Source organism: Gimesia sp. (assembly GCF_048260065.1).
GTDB lineage: Bacteria > Planctomycetota > Planctomycetia > Planctomycetales > Planctomycetaceae > Gimesia.
In genome coordinates, this window is the sequence record NZ_JBLXHC010000009.1 from 42,741 (window position 1) to 60,491 (window position 17,751).

The 17,751-nt window shown below is 50.9% G+C and carries 13 protein-coding genes; all 13 read left to right on the forward strand.

The annotated features are described in order from the left end of the window. The first annotated feature begins 13 nt into the window (after positions 1 to 13). A complete protein-coding gene (locus ACN0YN_RS17410; RefSeq protein ID WP_417386306.1) occupies positions 14 to 2,995 on the forward strand; it encodes an anaerobic glycerol-3-phosphate dehydrogenase subunit C in 2,982 nt (993 codons plus the stop codon). Further along, positions 2,992 to 3,246, forward strand: coding sequence for a MoaD/ThiS family protein (locus ACN0YN_RS17415; protein WP_417386307.1), 255 nt, complete (start codon positions 2,992 to 2,994; stop codon positions 3,244 to 3,246). Before ACN0YN_RS17410 ends, ACN0YN_RS17415 begins: the two co-directional genes overlap by 4 nt. 36 nt (positions 3,247 to 3,282) lie before the next feature. Further along, a complete protein-coding gene (locus tag ACN0YN_RS17420; RefSeq protein WP_417386308.1) occupies positions 3,283 to 3,717 on the forward strand; it encodes a molybdenum cofactor biosynthesis protein MoaE in 435 nt (144 codons plus the stop codon). Between the two features lie 93 nt (positions 3,718 to 3,810). Continuing rightward, complete coding sequence (moaA, locus tag ACN0YN_RS17425) at positions 3,811 to 4,812, forward strand: GTP 3',8-cyclase MoaA (protein WP_417386309.1); 1,002 nt, start codon at positions 3,811 to 3,813, stop codon at positions 4,810 to 4,812. A 27-nt stretch (positions 4,813 to 4,839) separates the two neighbouring features. Further along, positions 4,840 to 6,015: an aminotransferase class V-fold PLP-dependent enzyme gene (locus tag ACN0YN_RS17430; RefSeq protein ID WP_417386310.1), complete on the forward strand. Its 1,176-nt coding sequence runs from the start codon at positions 4,840 to 4,842 to the stop codon at positions 6,013 to 6,015. A 464-nt stretch (positions 6,016 to 6,479) separates the two neighbouring features. Beyond that, entirely contained in the window at positions 6,480 to 8,183 is a 1,704-nt protein-coding gene (locus ACN0YN_RS17435; RefSeq protein ID WP_417386311.1) for a GspE/PulE family protein, read from the forward strand. A gap of 397 nt (positions 8,184 to 8,580) precedes the next feature. Next, positions 8,581 to 9,705 carry a type IV pilus twitching motility protein PilT gene (locus tag ACN0YN_RS17440; protein ID WP_417386312.1) on the forward strand — a complete coding sequence of 375 codons (1,125 nt, stop codon included), beginning with the start codon at positions 8,581 to 8,583 and terminating at the stop codon, positions 9,703 to 9,705. Positions 9,706 to 9,780: 75 nt separating this feature from the next. Continuing rightward, positions 9,781 to 11,487: a GspE/PulE family protein gene (locus tag ACN0YN_RS17445; RefSeq protein WP_417386313.1), complete on the forward strand. Its 1,707-nt coding sequence runs from the start codon at positions 9,781 to 9,783 to the stop codon at positions 11,485 to 11,487. A 66-nt stretch (positions 11,488 to 11,553) separates the two neighbouring features. Continuing rightward, positions 11,554 to 12,816 carry a type II secretion system F family protein gene (locus ACN0YN_RS17450; protein WP_417386314.1) on the forward strand — a complete coding sequence of 421 codons (1,263 nt, stop codon included), beginning with the start codon at positions 11,554 to 11,556 and terminating at the stop codon, positions 12,814 to 12,816. A gap of 239 nt (positions 12,817 to 13,055) precedes the next feature. Continuing rightward, entirely contained in the window at positions 13,056 to 13,931 is an 876-nt protein-coding gene (locus tag ACN0YN_RS17455; RefSeq protein ID WP_417386315.1) for a prepilin-type N-terminal cleavage/methylation domain-containing protein, read from the forward strand. A gap of 38 nt (positions 13,932 to 13,969) precedes the next feature. Next, positions 13,970 to 15,046: a type II secretion system protein gene (locus tag ACN0YN_RS17460; protein ID WP_417386316.1), complete on the forward strand. Its 1,077-nt coding sequence runs from the start codon at positions 13,970 to 13,972 to the stop codon at positions 15,044 to 15,046. A 4-nt stretch (positions 15,047 to 15,050) separates the two neighbouring features. After that, positions 15,051 to 16,379 (forward strand): pilus assembly FimT family protein, encoded by a 1,329-nt coding sequence (locus tag ACN0YN_RS17465; RefSeq protein WP_417386317.1) that lies wholly within the window; start codon positions 15,051 to 15,053, stop codon positions 16,377 to 16,379. Further along, on the forward strand, positions 16,376 to 17,701 hold the full coding sequence (locus ACN0YN_RS17470) for a type IV pilus modification PilV family protein (RefSeq protein ID WP_417386318.1): 1,326 nt from the start codon (positions 16,376 to 16,378) through the stop codon (positions 17,699 to 17,701). The genes ACN0YN_RS17465 and ACN0YN_RS17470 overlap by 4 nt, the downstream gene beginning before the upstream one ends. Positions 17,702 to 17,751 lie beyond the last annotated feature (50 nt).

A 17,751-nucleotide genomic window follows, 5' to 3' on the forward strand; every position in this document is an offset into this window, starting at 1 on the left:
AGAGCCTGTAACTTTGGACCGTCAACAGCAACGAATCGCAGAAGATCTTTCCAGTCTGATTGCAGGTGATGTGCGATGCGATCCCGTTGCGTTGTCAATTTATGCCAGCGATGCCAGCCTGTATCAGGTCCCTCCGCTCTGTATTGCCTCTCCCCGTGATCGCAATGACCTGATCACGATTGCCCGGTATGCTTCAGAAATGAACGTCCCCATGATTCCACGCGGAGCAGGCACGGGGCTGGTCGGTGATGCCATCGGCAATGGGATTGTGATTGACTGCGCACGTTACATGAATGCGTTTGAGTTAATCAGCGAGAATCTGGTTCACGTTCAGCCCGGAGTCGTTCATGCAGAACTCAACCGGTATCTGAAAACACAGGGCTTGTATTTTCCCCCCGATCCCTCGAATACCGAAGTGACAACCTTGGGCAGTATGCTGGCGATTGACGCTGCCGGATCCCGGGCGATTCGTGTAGGTTCCACCCGGGATTACGTCAATCGTCTGGAATTGATTCTGGCAGATGGAACCTGTTTCGAAGCGGGGAATGAGAGTCTCTCGATCCTGAACCAGCCCTCTCCCCTCGGTTCCGGGACGTCACTTCTGGGCGAACCGACTCTGGAAGTGCGCGGCGAACAGGCCAAACGAACGATATTGAGTAAGCTCTCCAAGCTGCTGACGGATCATGCCACATTGATTCAGGAAAAACAGCGGTCCGGAATTCCCAATTGCAGTGGCTATTTTCTCAAAGGGATTAAAAGCCGACAGAATCTGAATCTGGCCCGCATGCTGGTTGGTTCGGAAGGCACACTGGCTCTGATCTCTTCTGCGCTGGTACATGTCTCCCCGTTACCTGCACATCGGGGGGTGGCGCTCCTGTTGTTTGGTGACCTGGCTTCTGCGATCAAAGCCGTGCAGACCATTATCCACGAACAGCCTTCCGCCTGCGATCTTCTGGATCGGCGGCTGCTCTCACTGGCCCGTGAGGCGGATCCCCGTTTTGCTTCCCTGATTTCTCCGGCTGCCGAAGCGGCATTGCTGGTCGAGCAGGTGGGCTTCAATGATGCCCAGGTACAGCAGCGTCTGCATAATGTGATTCTGGCAGTGAAAAATATCAATTCGCGGGTGGTTGTCGCCATGGAATCCCATCAGCCCGATGAAGTGGAATTTCTCTGGTCGCTGCCTCAGAAAGTGGTTCCTTCCCTCAGTCGTCTTCCGGGGGAATCCCGGCCTCAGCCGTTCGTCGAAGATATCGCTGTTCCCCCCGAAGCGCTATATGAATTCTCGCAAAAAGCCCAGAAGGTCTTTCAGAGACATCAGGTGACCGCAACTTTATATGCCCATGCTGCCTCCGGACAGATTCACTTGCGCCCCTTTTTACCGACGTTGACCGATCGCAATGCTCCCATTCTGGAAACGATCGCGCGCGAACTTTATCAGACCGTATTTGCTCTGAATGGAACGATCAGTGGCGAACATGGCGACGGACTGGCGCGGACTGCTTTCATTCGCTCGCAGTATGGGGATCTGTATCGCGTGTTTCGGCAGGTCAAAGATATTTTCGATCCGCACAATCTGTTGAACCCGGGCAAAATTATCAACGATGATCCGCACGTAACGATTCGAAATTTAAGACCGGTTCCTGAAAAGTTCCCCGAACTGGTCGATCTTCAGCTTGCCTGGTCACCGCAGGAACTGCAGGAGGAGGCATCGCGGTGTAATGGCTGTGGTTCCTGTCGACGTCAGGATGCGGGCTCCAGGATGTGTCCCGTCTTTCGAATTGCCCCTGACGAAGAAGCTTCTCCCCGCGCCAAAGCGAATCTCTTTCGCAGCCTGCTCTCCGGTGCTCTGCATCCCAACGAACTCTCTTCGGCGGAGACCAAACATCTTGCAGATACCTGTTTCAACTGCAAGCAATGTCAGTTGGACTGTCCCTCAACAGTCAACATTCCTCAGATGGCCATCGAAGCGAAAGCCGCTTACGTCTCTGCAAACGGACTGGATCATACCGACTGGATTCTGTCCCGCGCGCATTCGTTCGGCGCGTTAGGCAGTACGCTTTCCATGGCGGCGAACTGGGCGATCAATAATTCTACCGCGCGATGGCTCATGGAAAAAATGATGGGCATTCACCGCGATCGCAAGCTTCCCTTCTTTTCGCGGCGGTCATTTTTGAGATCGGTCCCGAAGAAATATTTGAAACGCCCGCGCCCCGGCAGTGACCCGGATCTGGTGATCTTCTTCGTTGACTATTACGCTAACTACCACGATCCCGAACTGGCACACGCGATGCTCGCGATCCTGCAGCATAACCAGGTTCCCGTCTACATCCCGCCTCAGCAGCTGGCATCGGGGATGGCCATGGTTTCCGCCGGCGATTTGATCGCGGCACGCAGCTTTGCGCAAGAGAACATTAAAATCCTAGCGGAATTCGCCAAAGAAGGGCATCAGATTATCTGTACCGAACCTGCAGCGGCGATCTGCCTGAAACAGGAATATCCGATGCTAGTGCCCGGAGAAGACAGTCAGGTCATTTCGGAACAGGTCAGCGAAGCGGGGGCATTCCTCTGGCAGCGATACGAAGAAAAACGTTTGCGAACCGATTTTGGACGTCTGGATCTGGAGTTAGATTACCATACGCCCTGTCATATCAAGGCTTTATCGACGCGTTCGGCTTTAAATTCGCTTCTCGCTTTGATTCCTGAGCTGAGGGTGAATACAATTGAAAAAGGCTGTTCGGGCATGGCCGGTACCTATGGTCTGGCTCGCGATACCTTTGAAACTTCCAAACAGATCGGTCGGGAGCTGATCGATCATATGAAAACAACAAACGTTCACGCGGGTGTGACTGAATGCAGCAGTTGCAAAATGCAGATGGAACAGGAAAGTCGGATTCCCACCATCCACCCTCTCAAATTGCTGGCACTCTCTTACGGACTGATGCCTGAACTGGGACGGGCATTGCAGCCGCAAAAGAAAAAACTGGTAGTGTCATGACAGTCCAGCAGATTCAGGTCAGGTTATTTGCCCGGGCCCGCGAACTGGCAAACAGTGATTTGATTTCAGTTCAGATACAGGAAGGCACAACCGTCGCCCGTTTGCGACAGGCGATCGCCGAACAGGTTCCTGAACTGCAGCCATTGAGTGGACAGCTGCTGATCGCCGTTGACAACGCCTACGCTGGTGAAGATCAGTTGCTGACGGAAACTCAGGAGGTCGCCTGCTTTCCACCGGTCAGTGGCGGCTGAATTGAATCTTACAACCTGGTATTTTGGTTATTGATTATGAAAACAGACTCCATTTCCATAACAGATCAACCCATCGACTACGCCGCCATCACCGAGCAGGTGCGTTCGAATGAATGTGGTGCTGTGGTCCTGTTTATGGGGACCGTACGTGAAATGACTGCAGGGAAACAGACGGTGGCATTAGACTACGAAGCCTATCCGGAGATGGCTGACCAGATGCTGCAGCAGCTGGTTGACGAAGCGCGCGATCAATGGGATGTGCACGCGATTTCGATTGAGCATCGGGTCGGACATCTGACGCTGGGAGAAATCAGTGTGGCGATCGCCGTCAGTTCCGCGCATCGCAAGGAAGCCTTCGAAGCAGGGCGTTTTCTGATTGATCGGCTCAAAGAGATCGTGCCCATCTGGAAAAAAGAAAACTGGGCCGATGGCACAACCGAGTGGGAACATCCGGATATTGAAGCAAAATAAATCTGTTTCCACTTTGAGGCTGACTATAATAGGAGTAGTGAACCGGCGGGAGACAGCAGGCCGTACTTCCCGCGTTGATCGTAAGAGGCATTGATGGAAAATCTGACTCAACTGACTGATACTTTTGGGCGTGTGCACAATAACCTGCGCATCAGCGTAACGGATCGTTGTAATATTCGCTGTTTTTATTGCATGCCTTCCGAAGACGTACAGTTCGTGCATCGCAGTAAGATTATGTCGTTTGAGGAGATCGTCCGCTTCATCCGTCTGGTAGTGCCGCTGGGAGTCGATAAAATTCGCCTGACAGGCGGAGAACCTCTGGTGCGCAAAAACATTCCCGAACTGGTGAAGATGATCGCCGACATTCCGGGTATCAAGGATATCGGAATTACGACGAACGGGATCCTGCTGCCTGAACAGGCACAAAAACTCTATGATGCCGGCTTGAGACGGATCAACATCAGTCTGGATGCCTTAAACGCCGCCAAGTTCAAACAGATTACCCGCCGCGACGATTACGATAAGGTACTCGCGGGAATTCAATCCGCCCATGACGCCGGCTTTGATCCCGTGAAAATCAATGCGGTCTCCATCCGCAATCTGACCGAAGATGAGATCGTTCCCTTCGGAAAACTGGCGCGGGAAACGGGAGCCGAAATTCGCTTCATCGAATTTATGCCTCTGGATGCAGATAATCAATGGGAACGTGACAAGGTCCTGTTTGCGCATGAAATTCAGGAGATTCTCTCACAGGGCATTATGCCTCTGACGCCGCTGGACCAGCTTGATAAGAGTGCCCCTGCTTCTAACTTTGTCTTCGAGGATGGCGTTGGGCGGATTGGTTTTATCTCTTCAATCAGTGCCCCCTTCTGTATGAGTTGTAATCGTTTTCGATTAACGGCTGACGGGAAGTTGCGCAACTGTCTGTTCAGCCTGGACGAGACCGATATCCGCGGACTGTTCCATGCGAATGCTGCTGACGAAGAGATTGTCGCGGCGGTCCGCAGTAGTATTACCGCGAAAAAAGAAGGGCATGAAATCAACACAGCCCGATTCATTCAACCGGATCGCCCGATGTATTCGATCGGTGGCTGAAATCTGAAAGTGGATTGATTGAGCACCATGACCGAGCAGCCTTTGATTTATCTGGATAATGCCGCCACCAGCTTTCCCAAGCCCGAGTCCGTCTATGCTGCGATGGATGATTATAACCGAAGCACTGGTGCCGCCGTCGGTCGAGGCGCTTATCGAAAATCGATTGAACTGCAGTCCTCCGTCGATCAATGTCGCAAGCTCGCTGCCAGACTGCTGGGAGCTGCACGCCCTGAAGAGGTCGCCTTCACTTTCAACGGGACAGACAGCCTGAATACAATCATTCAAGGTGTGTTGAAGCCCGGGGATCACGTCATCACTTCCGATGTGGAACATAATTCCGTGCTCCGGCCACTGCAGATGTTAAGCAGCCGCTGGGGACTGGAGATCACCATCATCCCCGCAGATCAGACCGGGCTGGTCGAGCCGACGGCGTTTCGAGATGCCATTCAAAAGAATACGCGGCTTATCATTCTCAATCATGCTTCGAATGTGACGGGCACCATTCAACCTGTAAATGAAGTGGGCGAAATTGCTCGACAGGCGGGTGTACTTTTTCTGGTCGATGCCGCTCAGACCGCCGGCCATCTGCCTCTGGATGTATCCAGCATGCCTGTCGATTTTCTGGCCTGTCCCGGCCACAAAGGTCTGCTGGGCCCGCTGGGGACGGGGCTGATTTATCTGCGAACGGAGCTGGCTGATCAGGTTGATAGTTTGAGGCAGGGGGGGACCGGCACCCGCAGCGAAGAGGAAACCCAACCGGTCTCACTGCCTGAAAAATATGAATCAGGTAACCATAATGCTCCGGGGCTGGTTGGTTTGCGGGCTTCTCTCGAGTATGTTCTTGCACAAGGCGTCGCTGCACTCCGTCAGCACGAACAGGAAATAACTGCACAACTGCTGGTAGGCCTGCAGCAGCTGAATGGTTTTCTGTTGCCCGGACCCGAAATGGTTGAAAACCGGGTGGGGGTCGTCAGTCTGATTAGTGAGTTCGCCGAACCACAGGTACTGGCGTCCATCCTGGATGAGAATTTCGGGATTCAGATCCGAGCGGGTTTACACTGCGCGCCACGAATTCACACCTGTATTGGCTCAAAGGAAGCGGGCGGAACACTACGCTTCAGTCCCGGGCCTTTTACAACAGTGGAGCAAATTGAAACAGCCGTCGCTGCCATGCAGGAACTGGCACTCTCGTTTTCAGTCTGAAACTAATGTATCAACGACGATTCTGTTGGAAAGAGGGCATGAGAAAACTCTCTCAAGTATTATCAGTATCGTGATTTACATCCTTGACACCCTTCGATGTCTACTACAGAATTAAAATAGCCTGTTCTGGCTGGTTAAAGAGTTTTCCCGTCAACTCGATTGAAAACGTGTTCCGGGATATTCACACTGTCAGATTCGGGCACTTTGAACAATTCTCGCTCGACATATCTAACGTCTTATTTCCCCAATGGCTCATTGGATAATCAGAAAGCAGTCAGCTCAATTGCTATGGGTATGGCGAACAGTAACAGCAGGATTTGAAACTGTTCTATGGTGGAATTCCTCCTGGGGTTCATATAATTTTAATAATCCAGATTTGACTGGAGTCTTGATTCCCACTGATTGATATGGGAAAAACAGACTCCTCGCAGTTTAAAACTGATACTATTCCGTGGAGAAATTGAATGGCCGACGATTGGATGCAACAGTTAGTAGACGATGGGTTTCTTGGTCCGGCGCAGCTGGATGAAGCCTCGAGTATGGCCGGTTCGATGGGAATTTCACCGGGAGAAGCACTTGTCAAGCTGGGATACGTGGGTGCGGAAGTCATTGCGCAAGCTCAGGCATCGATGTATGGCTATGAGTTTGTTGAGCTGGAAGGGCTCGAAATCCCGCAGTCGGTCATCGAACTTGTACCGGAATCCATGGCGCGGGAAAACACTGTGATTCCCGTGGGTATGGACGGGGATTCGCTGCAGATTGCATTACATGACCCGATGAAATACGAGGTGCTCGATAAACTGCGGTTCATTATTAACCGTGATATTGATGTGGTCATGGCTCCGATTGAATCGATTCAGGCTGCCATCAACCGGCATTACGGACAGAGCGAAACAGAGTCGGTCGATACGATGTTAAAGGAGTTCACGGAAACCGCCATCGATATTACGGCGACCGAACTGGCCTCCTCAAGCAATGTCGCAGAAGAAGACGACAGTGCCCCTGTGATTCGTCTGGCCAACCTGATCATCAGTGAAGCCGTTAATATGCGGGCCAGTGATATTCATGTTGAGCCTTTCGAAGACCGGATCCGCATCCGTTACCGTATCGATGGTGTGCTGATTGAACGCGACAGCCCTCCCCGCCGCCTGTTGATGGCTCTTGTGTCACGTTTCAAAATCATGGCGCAAATGGATATCGCCGAAAAACGTCGTCCTCAGGACGGTCGAATCAAAACGACCATTGGTGGCAAGGACTACGACCTGCGAGTCAGTATTCTGCCAACCAACCATGGCCAGGCGGTGGTCATGCGTATCCTGGATCGTGACAACATCAAAGTGGGTATTCGTAACCTGGGATTCTCAGAAGAGAATTACCGTCGCTTCCAGACGATCATTCGGCGCCCGAACGGTATCTTCCTGGTGACCGGTCCTACGGGGTCCGGTAAAACGACAACTTTGTACAGTGCCCTCGGTGAGTTGAACCGTCCTGACCGTAAGATCATTACCGCTGAAGATCCCGTCGAGTACTATCTGCCCGGGATTAACCAGGTGGAAGTCAAGCATAGTATCGGCCTCGATTTCTCGCGTATCATTCGTGCGATGTTACGACAGGCACCCAATGTGATTCTTGTGGGAGAAATTCGAGATAAAGAAACTGCAGAGATGGCAATTCAAGCATCTTTGACAGGACACTTGGTATTCAGTACTCTACACACGAACGATGCGCCCGGTTCTATTACACGTCTGATCGATATGGGTGTGCAACCGTTCCTGGTTGCTTCCAGTGTGATGGCGGTCATGGCACAACGTCTGGTGCGTGTTGTTTGTGGTAAATGTGTGGAGACCTACACTCCCGATCCAGGTGAGCTCGAGTACCTTGGATTGACTGAAAGTAAGCTCGCAACTGCCATCCATAATCGAGGTAAAGGCTGTAACACGTGTTCACATACCGGTTACAAAGGTCGCAAGGCTGTGTTTGAGCTGATGATGATGAATTCCTCTATACGTGAGATGACTTTCCGCAGTGAAGCGGCTCAAAATATTAGAAGGCAGGCACGTCTTCACGGCATGAAATCGCTGGCTGAGGATGCGACGGATAAAGCCCTGCTGGGGATCACGACGCTCTCGGAAGCAATGAAGCTGGCGAAGGGGCTCGAAGGGGGTTAACAGGGTTTCAAAATACATCGATGGTCAGATTCTGCACATGAAAAGTGCCTGAAACAGGTTCTGCTTTCATGTGAAGACTTTGATCTATTTTCGTGCATTTGTTGAGTTTTGCAGCAGAATACCGGATAATTACGTCAGGAACGCCAAAAAGCGACCTGAATTTCAGTAAAGCATTTCTAAATCGTCTTATCTTTTATTTCTTTATTTTTACTGATTTACGTTTCACTAAATTCTTGTTGGACCCGATTGATCAGGGATATGTCCAGGAGCCAAATCGTTCTGGGAAATGGAATACTCAACTCAAAGAATGATCTCGACTTCTGTCATTAACGTCGTTCCCGCGAACATTCGGTGATCGCTCACTTTTCAATCAAAGAGTTTTCAGAAAGTACTTTGGATGGCAACAGTTCAGATTGACAAACTGCTGGAGACGGTCGTTAAAGAAAAGGTGAGCGACCTGCATATCACCACAGGCCAGCCCCCCGTTGTTCGTGTGGGCGGTCACATGGTTCGTCTGGAAACCAAAAGCCTCGAGCCTGATGATACAGTTGCTCTGATGAAAAGTATCACTCCCGAGCGAAATCAGCAGGAACTGCAGGAAGTGGGGGGAACCGACTTCGGTTTTGCCTTTGGTGAAAAAGCCCGTTTCCGAGTCTCTGTATTTAAACAGCGCGGCCAGATCGGCATGGTGCTGCGTCGTATTCCGAACGAGTTCCTGACATTTGAACAACTCGGTCTGCCTTCTGTTATTTCCGATCTGCTGGAACGCCCACGTGGTCTGTTTCTGGTGACGGGACCAACGGGAAGTGGTAAGACGACCAGCCTGGCCAGTATGATTAACCATATGAATAATACGATGGACCATCACATCATCACGATGGAAGACCCCATTGAGTATTATCACAAACACAATAAGTCGACGATCAACCAGCGGGAAATCGGTGTTGATGTTCCCACATTCCCCGAAGCGCTGCGGCGTGCTCTGCGACAGGATCCCGATGTGATTCTGGTGGGGGAAATGCGTGACCTTGAGACCATTTCTGCTGCGATCACCGCTGCGGAAACAGGGCACATCGTGTTCGGAACACTGCATACAACCGGTGCCCAGGGGACAGTCGACCGTATCATCGACGTGTTCCCGACCAGTCAGCAGGACCAGATCCGAACGCAGCTCTCTTCGTCGATTATCGGCATTCTCAGTCAGGCGCTCATGCCCAAAAAACCAAAAGGGCTGGTGGCTGCCTACGAGATGCTGGTGGTAACGCCGGCGATTGCGAACCTGATTCGTGAAGCCAAAACCTATCGTATCAACTCCAGTATTCAGACCGGACGTAAATACGGAATGCAGCTGTTGGATGACGCGCTGTTTAATCTCTGGCGTGACGGACTCTGCGAGGAAAAAGATGTCATCATGCGTTCGAATAATCCCGGTGAACTGAAAGCCAAAATCGCGATGGCGAAGAAGGGATTACTCGAAGACGACGATGACGACGAAGATGATGATGACGATTTTGAAGATTGAGATTCAGGAGCAGGGAAGCGCCGCGGTAAGTCAGTCGTTTGGGAAAGAATCAACAAACTGAAAAGGTAGACATACATGGCAGCGAGACGCCTTGGTCAAATCATGGTCGATCTGGGATATATCTCAGAAGATCAGTTATGGGATATCCTCGAAGAGCAGAAGCAGAGTCCCGGTGAAATCATCGGTCAGGTTGGTATTCGTATGGGCCTGGTCACTGATGAGCAGGTTACACAGGCGCTCGCTGAGCAGTGGGGGATGCCCGTTATCGAGCTGGAAGAGACCAACATCCCTTCCAAGGTGCTCGAACTGGTGCCGGAAACCATGGCGTCTATTTACAAGATTATGCCGGTTTCTCTGAAAGACGGCGTACTCACTGTCGCGATGGCGGATCCCCAGAATGTGGCCGCTTTGGACGACCTGCGAAACTTCCTGGGTTATGATGTCCGTGGTGCCGTTTCGAATCTGAAAGAAGTCGAAGAAGCGATTGCCCGTCACTACTCGGAGCATCAGGACAGTATCGAAGATGTGATCGGCGATATGGAAGACGAGCTTGGTGAAGACGGGGGTAAACAGGTTTATGACCTTTCTTCCTCCGAAGAAGTCGCCGACGCCGCCCCGATTCGAAAACTGTTGAACATGGTGATTCTGCTGGCAATTAAAGACCAGGCCAGTGACATCCACCTGGAACCGTTTGAAGATGAATTCAAGATCCGCGTGCGTGCCGATGGTGTGCTTTACGAAATGGTGCCACCTCCTCGCCACCTGGCCAATGCCATCGTTTCACGTGTGAAAATTATGGCGGACCTGGATATTGCGGAGCGTCGTCTGCCTCAGGACGGTCGTATCGAATTAAACGTTGGCGGAAACCCGGTCGACCTGCGAGTCAGTGTGCTGCCTACCCTGTTTGGTGAAGCTGTGGTTATGCGGGTGCTGGACCGGACCGTGGTGCAGCTGGACCTCAACAAGATCGGGATGGACCCCACCACTCTGTCACGCTTCCGTGAAATGATTCACCGTCCTAACGGGATTGTGCTGGTGACGGGACCGACGGGTAGCGGTAAGACGACGACACTGTATTCCGCTTTGAACGAACTCAACGTTATTGAAGAAAAAATTATCACAACCGAAGATCCGATTGAATACGATATCGACGGTCTGATTCAGGTCCCCGTGAATCCCGATATTCAGGTGACTTTTGCATCCGTACTGCGTGCGATTTTGCGTCACGATCCCGACCAGATTCTGATCGGCGAGATTCGTGACTTCGAAACCGCAGAAATCGCCGTTCAGTCCGCGTTGACAGGCCACCTGGTATTCAGCACGCTGCATACCAACGACGCACCTTCGGCGATTACCCGACTGCGCGATATGGATATTCCCAAGTTCCTTATCACAGCTACCGTCGAAGCCATTCAGGCGCAACGTCTGGTGCGAACCATCTGCAAGGAATGCCGTACCGAATTCGAACCCAGTGATGAGCTGCTGTTGGAGCTTCAATTGCCGATTGAGCAGGCACGCCAGTACAGTTTCTACTACGGAAAAGGCTGTGCAACCTGTAATAACTCGGGGTACAAAGGTCGTACCGGACTGTATGAACTCATGGACGTCACCGATGAAATTCGCGACCTGATTACCGAAGATGCTTCGGTGGATGACATTCGCGAAATGGCCCGCAGCCAGGGAATGACCACTCTGCGTGAGGCGGGATTGAAACTGATTTTTGATGGTGTCACTACAATTGACGAAGTGGTCCGCGAAACTGTAGTGGAAGACATTGCCTGATTGAGAACCATCTGGTTCATTAACAATACAAACCTTTTTTAAGACGACTTTTGACGGAGTAACGCCATGCCGGTTTATCAGTATGAGGCCATGGATAATACTGGACTCGAAGTGAAAGACACGATCGAGGCCCCTTCTGAAGCTGATGCCCAGACACTCATTAAAGAGAAGGGCTTTTTCGTTACCAAGATTGCCGAAAAAGGTCGCGGTAAGAAACAGAAAAAAGGGGCCGGTGGTAAAGGCGGCGGTGGCGCGAAAAAGGCCAGTCCCAAAAAAGGGGGCTTCTCCATCGGTGGTGTGCGGCCCAAGCAGCTCTGTACCTTTACCCGTCAGCTGTCGACGCTGCAGGACGCCGGTCTGCCGATTCTCAGAAGCTTGCGCATTCTGGAAGCCCAGGCCAAGCCCGGCCCGCTCAAAGCATCTCTGGATGGTGTAATCGAAGACATTGAATCGGGGAATACACTCTCTGAAGCCATGGCCAAACAGCCGAAATGTTTTGACAACCTCTACGTCAACATGGTGAAAGCCGGGGAGGCCGGCGGTGCTCTCGAAGTCATTCTACAGCGTCTGGCTGAGTTCAAAGAACGCGCCCAGAGTCTGAAGAAAAAGGTGCAGGGGGCCATGATTTATCCGGTCGCCGTGATCACGGTGGCGGGGCTGATCGTCGGTTTCATCATGTACTGGATTATTCCGAAGTTCAAAAAGATCTTCCTGGATTTCGGTACGGAACTGCCCGGCATCACGCTGATGCTGATGTCGATGAGTGATATCGTCGTCTCCTACTTCTACCTCTTCCCGGCGATACCGCTGGCGTTTTACATATTTATCAAGATTGTGAGGAAGAATAAGAAGGGAGCGTTCGTGGTCGACTGGATCTCGCTGCGCATACCGTTATTGGGCAAGATTATCAGTAAGTCGGTGACGGCACGTACCTGTCGAACCCTGGGGACGCTCATCGCATCCGGGGTGCCCATTCTCGAAGCGATTATTATTGCCCGTGACACCGCGGGGAACATGGTATTCCAGAAAGCGTTCGACACCATCTACGCCGCGATTCGCGAAGGGGAAACCATGGCGGTTCCGCTCAAAGAAGCGCGCATCGTGGATGATATTGTGGTCAACATGGTGGACGTGGGTGAAGAGACCGGTGCCCTCGACGACATGCTTTACAAGGTTGCGGACGTGTACGACGAAGAAGTCGCCGTGCTCGTGGACGCTCTGGTGAGTCTGCTCGAACCGTTGATGGTGATCGTTTTGGGTCTGATTGTGGGTTTCATCGTGATCGCCCTCTTCATGCCGCTAATTAAGCTGTTGAACGATCTTTCGTAGTGTTTTGGATAGGGTGTTGCAGAATAATACAGAAATTTCCAGCAAAAACGCCTGTCTGTGACGTAGTGAAATAGCAATATAGTAAGCAGTCATAACAGGTTATGCGTATTGTGGACATCAAGGCATGAAATTTGCCCCTATATAATGTAGAAAACTCTCTGACAAATTGACTCTCAAACACTGACAGGCAGGGTTTTCTAATCTCAAACTGTTGTTCCGTAAAGAGTTAGGAGTAAGCAATGAAACGTCGGCCGCCAATTACCCTCTCGGCGTCAAAGTACAGCAGGCGTGCGTTCACATTAATCGAACTGATGATCGCAATTGTCATTATCCTGATTCTGCTCGGTCTGCTCATCCCTGCCATCGGTGCAGTCCGCCTGCGGGCACAACAGTCACAGGTGCGTGCAGAGATCTCCAATCTTGATGCAGCCATTACCGCATTCAAGGCTGACTTTGGTATCGATCCTCCCAGTTACATCAATCTATACGAAGCCGGGGGTTCTACCTGGGATCAGCATAGTAAATCGCTGATACGCAAGATGTGGCCACAGTTTAATTTTGCCCTGAGTCGAGATATCAACAATGACGGTGATACCACTGACACATTCGAACTCAGTGGTGGAGAGTGTCTCGTTTTTTTCCTAGGAGGCGTCTTCGACTCAACAGGAAAAACTCCGAATGGATTTTCTAAAAATCCTGCCAACCCATTTTCCATTGCCAGCGGCGGTACCAACCGTCAGGGGCCTTATTTCGAATTTGACATCTCACGTTTCACAGATATCGATAATGATAATGCAGCCGAATATAAAGATGTGTTTCCCAGTCAGCAGTTGCCTTATCTGTACTTCAGTAGTTACGGTGGCCGCGGTTATCGTACAAGTGAACTGCCTGTGATTCCAGCATTGGGAGTCGATGTCAAGAACGTGTATCACCAGGGGACGCCTGGCGCAACACTTGGACCTGCTTATAAGCCTAAGTCATACCAGATTATCTCACCAGGTGCCGATGCCCAATATGGGACTGGTGGAAACTATGACCCGGATAAGAACTTTCCTGCGGGACGTACTGTGGAAGCAGATAACGTCACTAACTTCACCAGTGGATCACTGAAATAATCAAGTCATCAGGGCCTTATTACAAGTCAGGTTTTTTCATGCGTCGTTTACAGGCAGATCAAGATATTCGAACCAGGCGAAATGGCTTCACCATTGTCGAATTGATGATGGTCGTGGCAATTCTCTTGTTCTTAATTGCCACGTCAGCGTTCGTCGTACGTAATATCGGTAATAAAGCCCGTGAAAAAGCGACGATGGCTAATATCGTTAAAGTGAATGGCCTCTTGAGTCAGCGCATTCAGGCTTTTCAGAAACTACTGGAATCGAAGCGGTCTGACAAACTGATTCAACCTCGTTTAAGCAGTAAACGAGGACAGCTTGTTTCAGAGTTGGGCGATAAAAAATATTATTCACTCACTGATCCGATCATCGAAATTCTGGTTCGAAAAGATCTCTTTCGCGAAAATTTTCCGCAGTTTGTAGGTGACAGCAAAAGAATCAATGCTGACATGGATACAAAAGCAGGGGTTGCATCAGGGACTGCCGGAAGTCTTGGTTCAGACGGCGGCCTCAGTATCAGCTCTGAGTATCTCTATTTTATTTTAACTCAATATGACGGACTGGGGATTACCCCTGTGGGTGAAGATGCTTTCAGCACTTCTGAAGTCGCAGATACAGATGGTGACGGATTGAAGGAGTTTATTGATGGCTGGGGCAGACCATTACGGTTTTATCACTGGCCATCACGTCTGTTTCGCCCTTATGGCGTAGGTGCTATTCGACGTGATGTGGCAGGTGCGTTTTTCATCGGTTTGCCACCAGTGCCGACATCCTCTTCCGAACGCGATCCTCTGGAAGTCGATCCAGATGATCCACTGGGGCGACTGGCAAATGAAAACTCCCGTTCGGGTGGTCTGGTTCAATCCCTCTTTAACGATTCTGCCAGTTACTATTATGACACCGATCCACTGACCGTATTCCCTTGTGAATACGGAGTCATGGATACCTACTCACTGCCTTTAATTGTCTCTGCTGGTGAGGATGGAATTCTCGGTATCTATGAACCCCATGATTTTGCCAATAATGGAGTGCTGGCACAGCCTATAGCTGTACCACCTGTGGAAGGCGTCTTTGACAATATCACCAATCACAATCAACGTGCCGGAGGAAGGTAAGCCTATGCCAGCCTTTCAAACGAATAATCAATTTCTGCAGCGGCCTTCAAAACGAGTGGGTTTTACACTCGTTGAGTTGCTGGTTGTGATTTCGATCCTCGCAATTCTGATTGTGATGACAGTCACTTCAATTAACTTTGCGCTCTCAACAGATCTGACTCGTAGTGCATCGCGCCAGGTGCAGTCGTATCTCGCGGGGGCCCGCGACCGGGCCATTTATGCGAAAGAACCCCGTGGAGTTCGTTTCATGCTGGATCCCAATAATCCGACAGCTGTGACCAGCATGGTTTATATCGCCCCCAGCCCAAACTGGCAGCAGGGTATCATTACAATGGAGCGACCGGATAATAGTCCTTCAGATGGCGTCGCAGATTCACCGTATATTTATTACGTTCGCGGTGATGGGACAGACTGGGCCACGCTTTATTTACGTGGGATGATCAAAGAAGGTACGCGAATCAAAATTCCAGGCGATGACAGTGGGACCTGGTATGTTATTGACGTCAGTGGATCTGGTGTTTCTGGGGGGACGGAATTATTTCGGTTAACAACGCCTTATCGGGACGCCGGGACTTCCGAACCGGATGAGGTTATTGCTTTTTCTCCCGGGAGTGGTCCATCCACTTATCTGCTTGAATTGCCTCCGGTCGTCTTGTCAGGTGAAGAGCCGATTCTTCTTCCCAATGATACTGGTATTGATCTGGATCGATCGTTACTCCCTGCCAGCTGGCAGCCTCCCATTGATGCGGCTCATGTCAACCAGGGGCCCGATGGGTCTCCCGGCAAAGCAGGTATCGACGATGATTCCAGTGGTGGTGCTGATGATAATGGCGAATTACTCTGGCCGGGATCCGACGACTATCGTTTGTACTCCAGTCAGCTGGACCTGATGTTTTCACCTCGTGGTTCCGTTCTGGGAAGTGAGGCCGGTAGTGGGAAAATCCATTTTGTGATTGATACCCTCGCCAATATTCAATCGTCCTGGCTCAGAAACACTGACTATGCGGAAGGCGCAGTCGTGCAGCTTCCAGCGCGAGGTACTTATCAATATAAGCCTTATGACAGAACATACATCTGCCGCAAGGCAGGCACCAGTGGTGGAAATGCCTCTGTGTTCCTGGTCGTCGGGGATGATGGTCCCCGTCACACGGGGAAGATCATCACTTCAGACGGATCAGTCGAGTGGGAAGTATTGGACAATACAACTCCTTCACTGCTGTCAATCTTTACCCGTACCGGAAGTGTGAATGCATATCCCCTGGGTATTGATGCCAGAACGCAATTGCCGCCAGATGTCTTTTATTATGCGGAAACGGGAGCAACAGCCAAATGAGATCCCTTAAACGAACAATCAGTCAGAATGCTGTCAGAGCTGTTGCCAGCCGTCGTGGTGTGACTCTGATGGAAGTCCTCATGTCAGTCATGATCATGGGGCTGGGGGTGATTCCACTCGCAACGCTGTTTCCGATCTCCGTCAAACGGAGTGCACAGGCCACCCAACTGACGAATGCAACCATTTTACGTTATAACGCCGAAGCCATGCTGGATGCGTTCCCAGGTCGTTTGCTTCATGATCCTGATAACGACGGCAATCGCGATGAGCACCGCTATACCAATAGAAAATACATGGTCGATCCGATTGGTTATCTGCTTGCCGATGATCCTGCGTACCAGGGACGATTCGGAAATGATGGTCAGGGAAATGCATACGGTAATGTGCTCCGTTTTGATGCCGGTTTTACCGCAATGGGTACCGGGCCGAATTTTTTCGCACAGCAGGATAGTTGGGTACTGCAGTTTGAAGGCATCCCGATTTCAAATTCTCTGACCGGACTTGAATTCGATTCAACAGAACTGACGACCGAACTCATGACCGATATCGACCAGAATGCGGTCGACGGTTATTCACAGGGAATCTGGTCTCGAATCGTGATCTTTGATGAATCAGGAAAAGTGGCACAGATACGACCTCTGACGTCAATTTCTCCTACAGATATTTCGAACCATTCTTTAACGGGCTTTACTGCTCTACCAGATAATTTGCGTTATGTTGCCTCCGATGGGACGGGGATCGTTTCCAAGGTACGGATTGAAATCCAGGAACAGCGCTACAGCTATATGTTTTCTGTCAGGCATCAGCCAACACGGGTGGCAGCCGTCGATGTCGTTGTGTTTTTCAAACGGGACTTTTCCCCTCTCAGTGAAGTGGTTCACAGTGTCAGCAATTTCGTGCGATACACCACCGGCGCTGATGGCTCTCCCGGGGTAGATGGCGTTGATGATAACCAGGATGGAAACACAGATGACCGTGGTGAACTGGGGTGGAAAGGCTCCGATGACGAACCCAACTATCAGTTTACCCTGCATTATAATAACAACATTACCGGTGCGCCTCTGAATATGTCGGTGGATGATATCAGGCCTCCTCTCAGAAAAGGCGGATATCTCTTTGATGTCAAAAACGCACGCTGGTATCGCATCCAAAACTTTACGGAAAACAGTACCGCGACGGCAGCTCTGGTCACATTGGATCAGCCCATCGCAGAAGATATTCGCACTTCAGGTGGTTCCGCGACGACTGCAGACGGTGTGATCGTCCGCTCCGATGTGGTCCAGGTTTATGCCCTGGGCAATAAGCTGGACCCATCTAACTGATCTGAAATCACGTTTGAAAAATGATAAATCGAACTGGGATTGAGAATTCA

Bases quoted from the DNA above. Each gene is read 5' to 3' on its own strand.
- ACN0YN_RS17430 (WP_417386310.1), top strand. From the start codon at position 4,840: ATGACCGAGCAGCCTTTGATTTATCTGGATAATGCCGCCACCAGCTTT.
- ACN0YN_RS17440 (WP_417386312.1), top strand. From the start codon at position 8,581: ATGGCAACAGTTCAGATTGACAAACTGCTGGAGACGGTCGTTAAAGAA.
- ACN0YN_RS17460 (WP_417386316.1), top strand. From the start codon at position 13,970: ATGCGTCGTTTACAGGCAGATCAAGATATTCGAACCAGGCGAAATGGC.
- ACN0YN_RS17470 (WP_417386318.1), top strand. From the start codon at position 16,376: ATGAGATCCCTTAAACGAACAATCAGTCAGAATGCTGTCAGAGCTGTT.
- ACN0YN_RS17445 (WP_417386313.1), top strand. From the start codon at position 9,781: ATGGCAGCGAGACGCCTTGGTCAAATCATGGTCGATCTGGGATATATC.
- ACN0YN_RS17450 (WP_417386314.1), top strand. From the start codon at position 11,554: ATGCCGGTTTATCAGTATGAGGCCATGGATAATACTGGACTCGAAGTG.
- ACN0YN_RS17455 (WP_417386315.1), top strand. From the start codon at position 13,056: ATGAAACGTCGGCCGCCAATTACCCTCTCGGCGTCAAAGTACAGCAGG.
- ACN0YN_RS17415 (WP_417386307.1), top strand. From the start codon at position 2,992: ATGACAGTCCAGCAGATTCAGGTCAGGTTATTTGCCCGGGCCCGCGAA.
- ACN0YN_RS17420 (WP_417386308.1), top strand. From the start codon at position 3,283: ATGAAAACAGACTCCATTTCCATAACAGATCAACCCATCGACTACGCC.
- moaA (WP_417386309.1), top strand. From the start codon at position 3,811: ATGGAAAATCTGACTCAACTGACTGATACTTTTGGGCGTGTGCACAAT.
- ACN0YN_RS17435 (WP_417386311.1), top strand. From the start codon at position 6,480: ATGGCCGACGATTGGATGCAACAGTTAGTAGACGATGGGTTTCTTGGT.
- ACN0YN_RS17465 (WP_417386317.1), top strand. From the start codon at position 15,051: ATGCCAGCCTTTCAAACGAATAATCAATTTCTGCAGCGGCCTTCAAAA.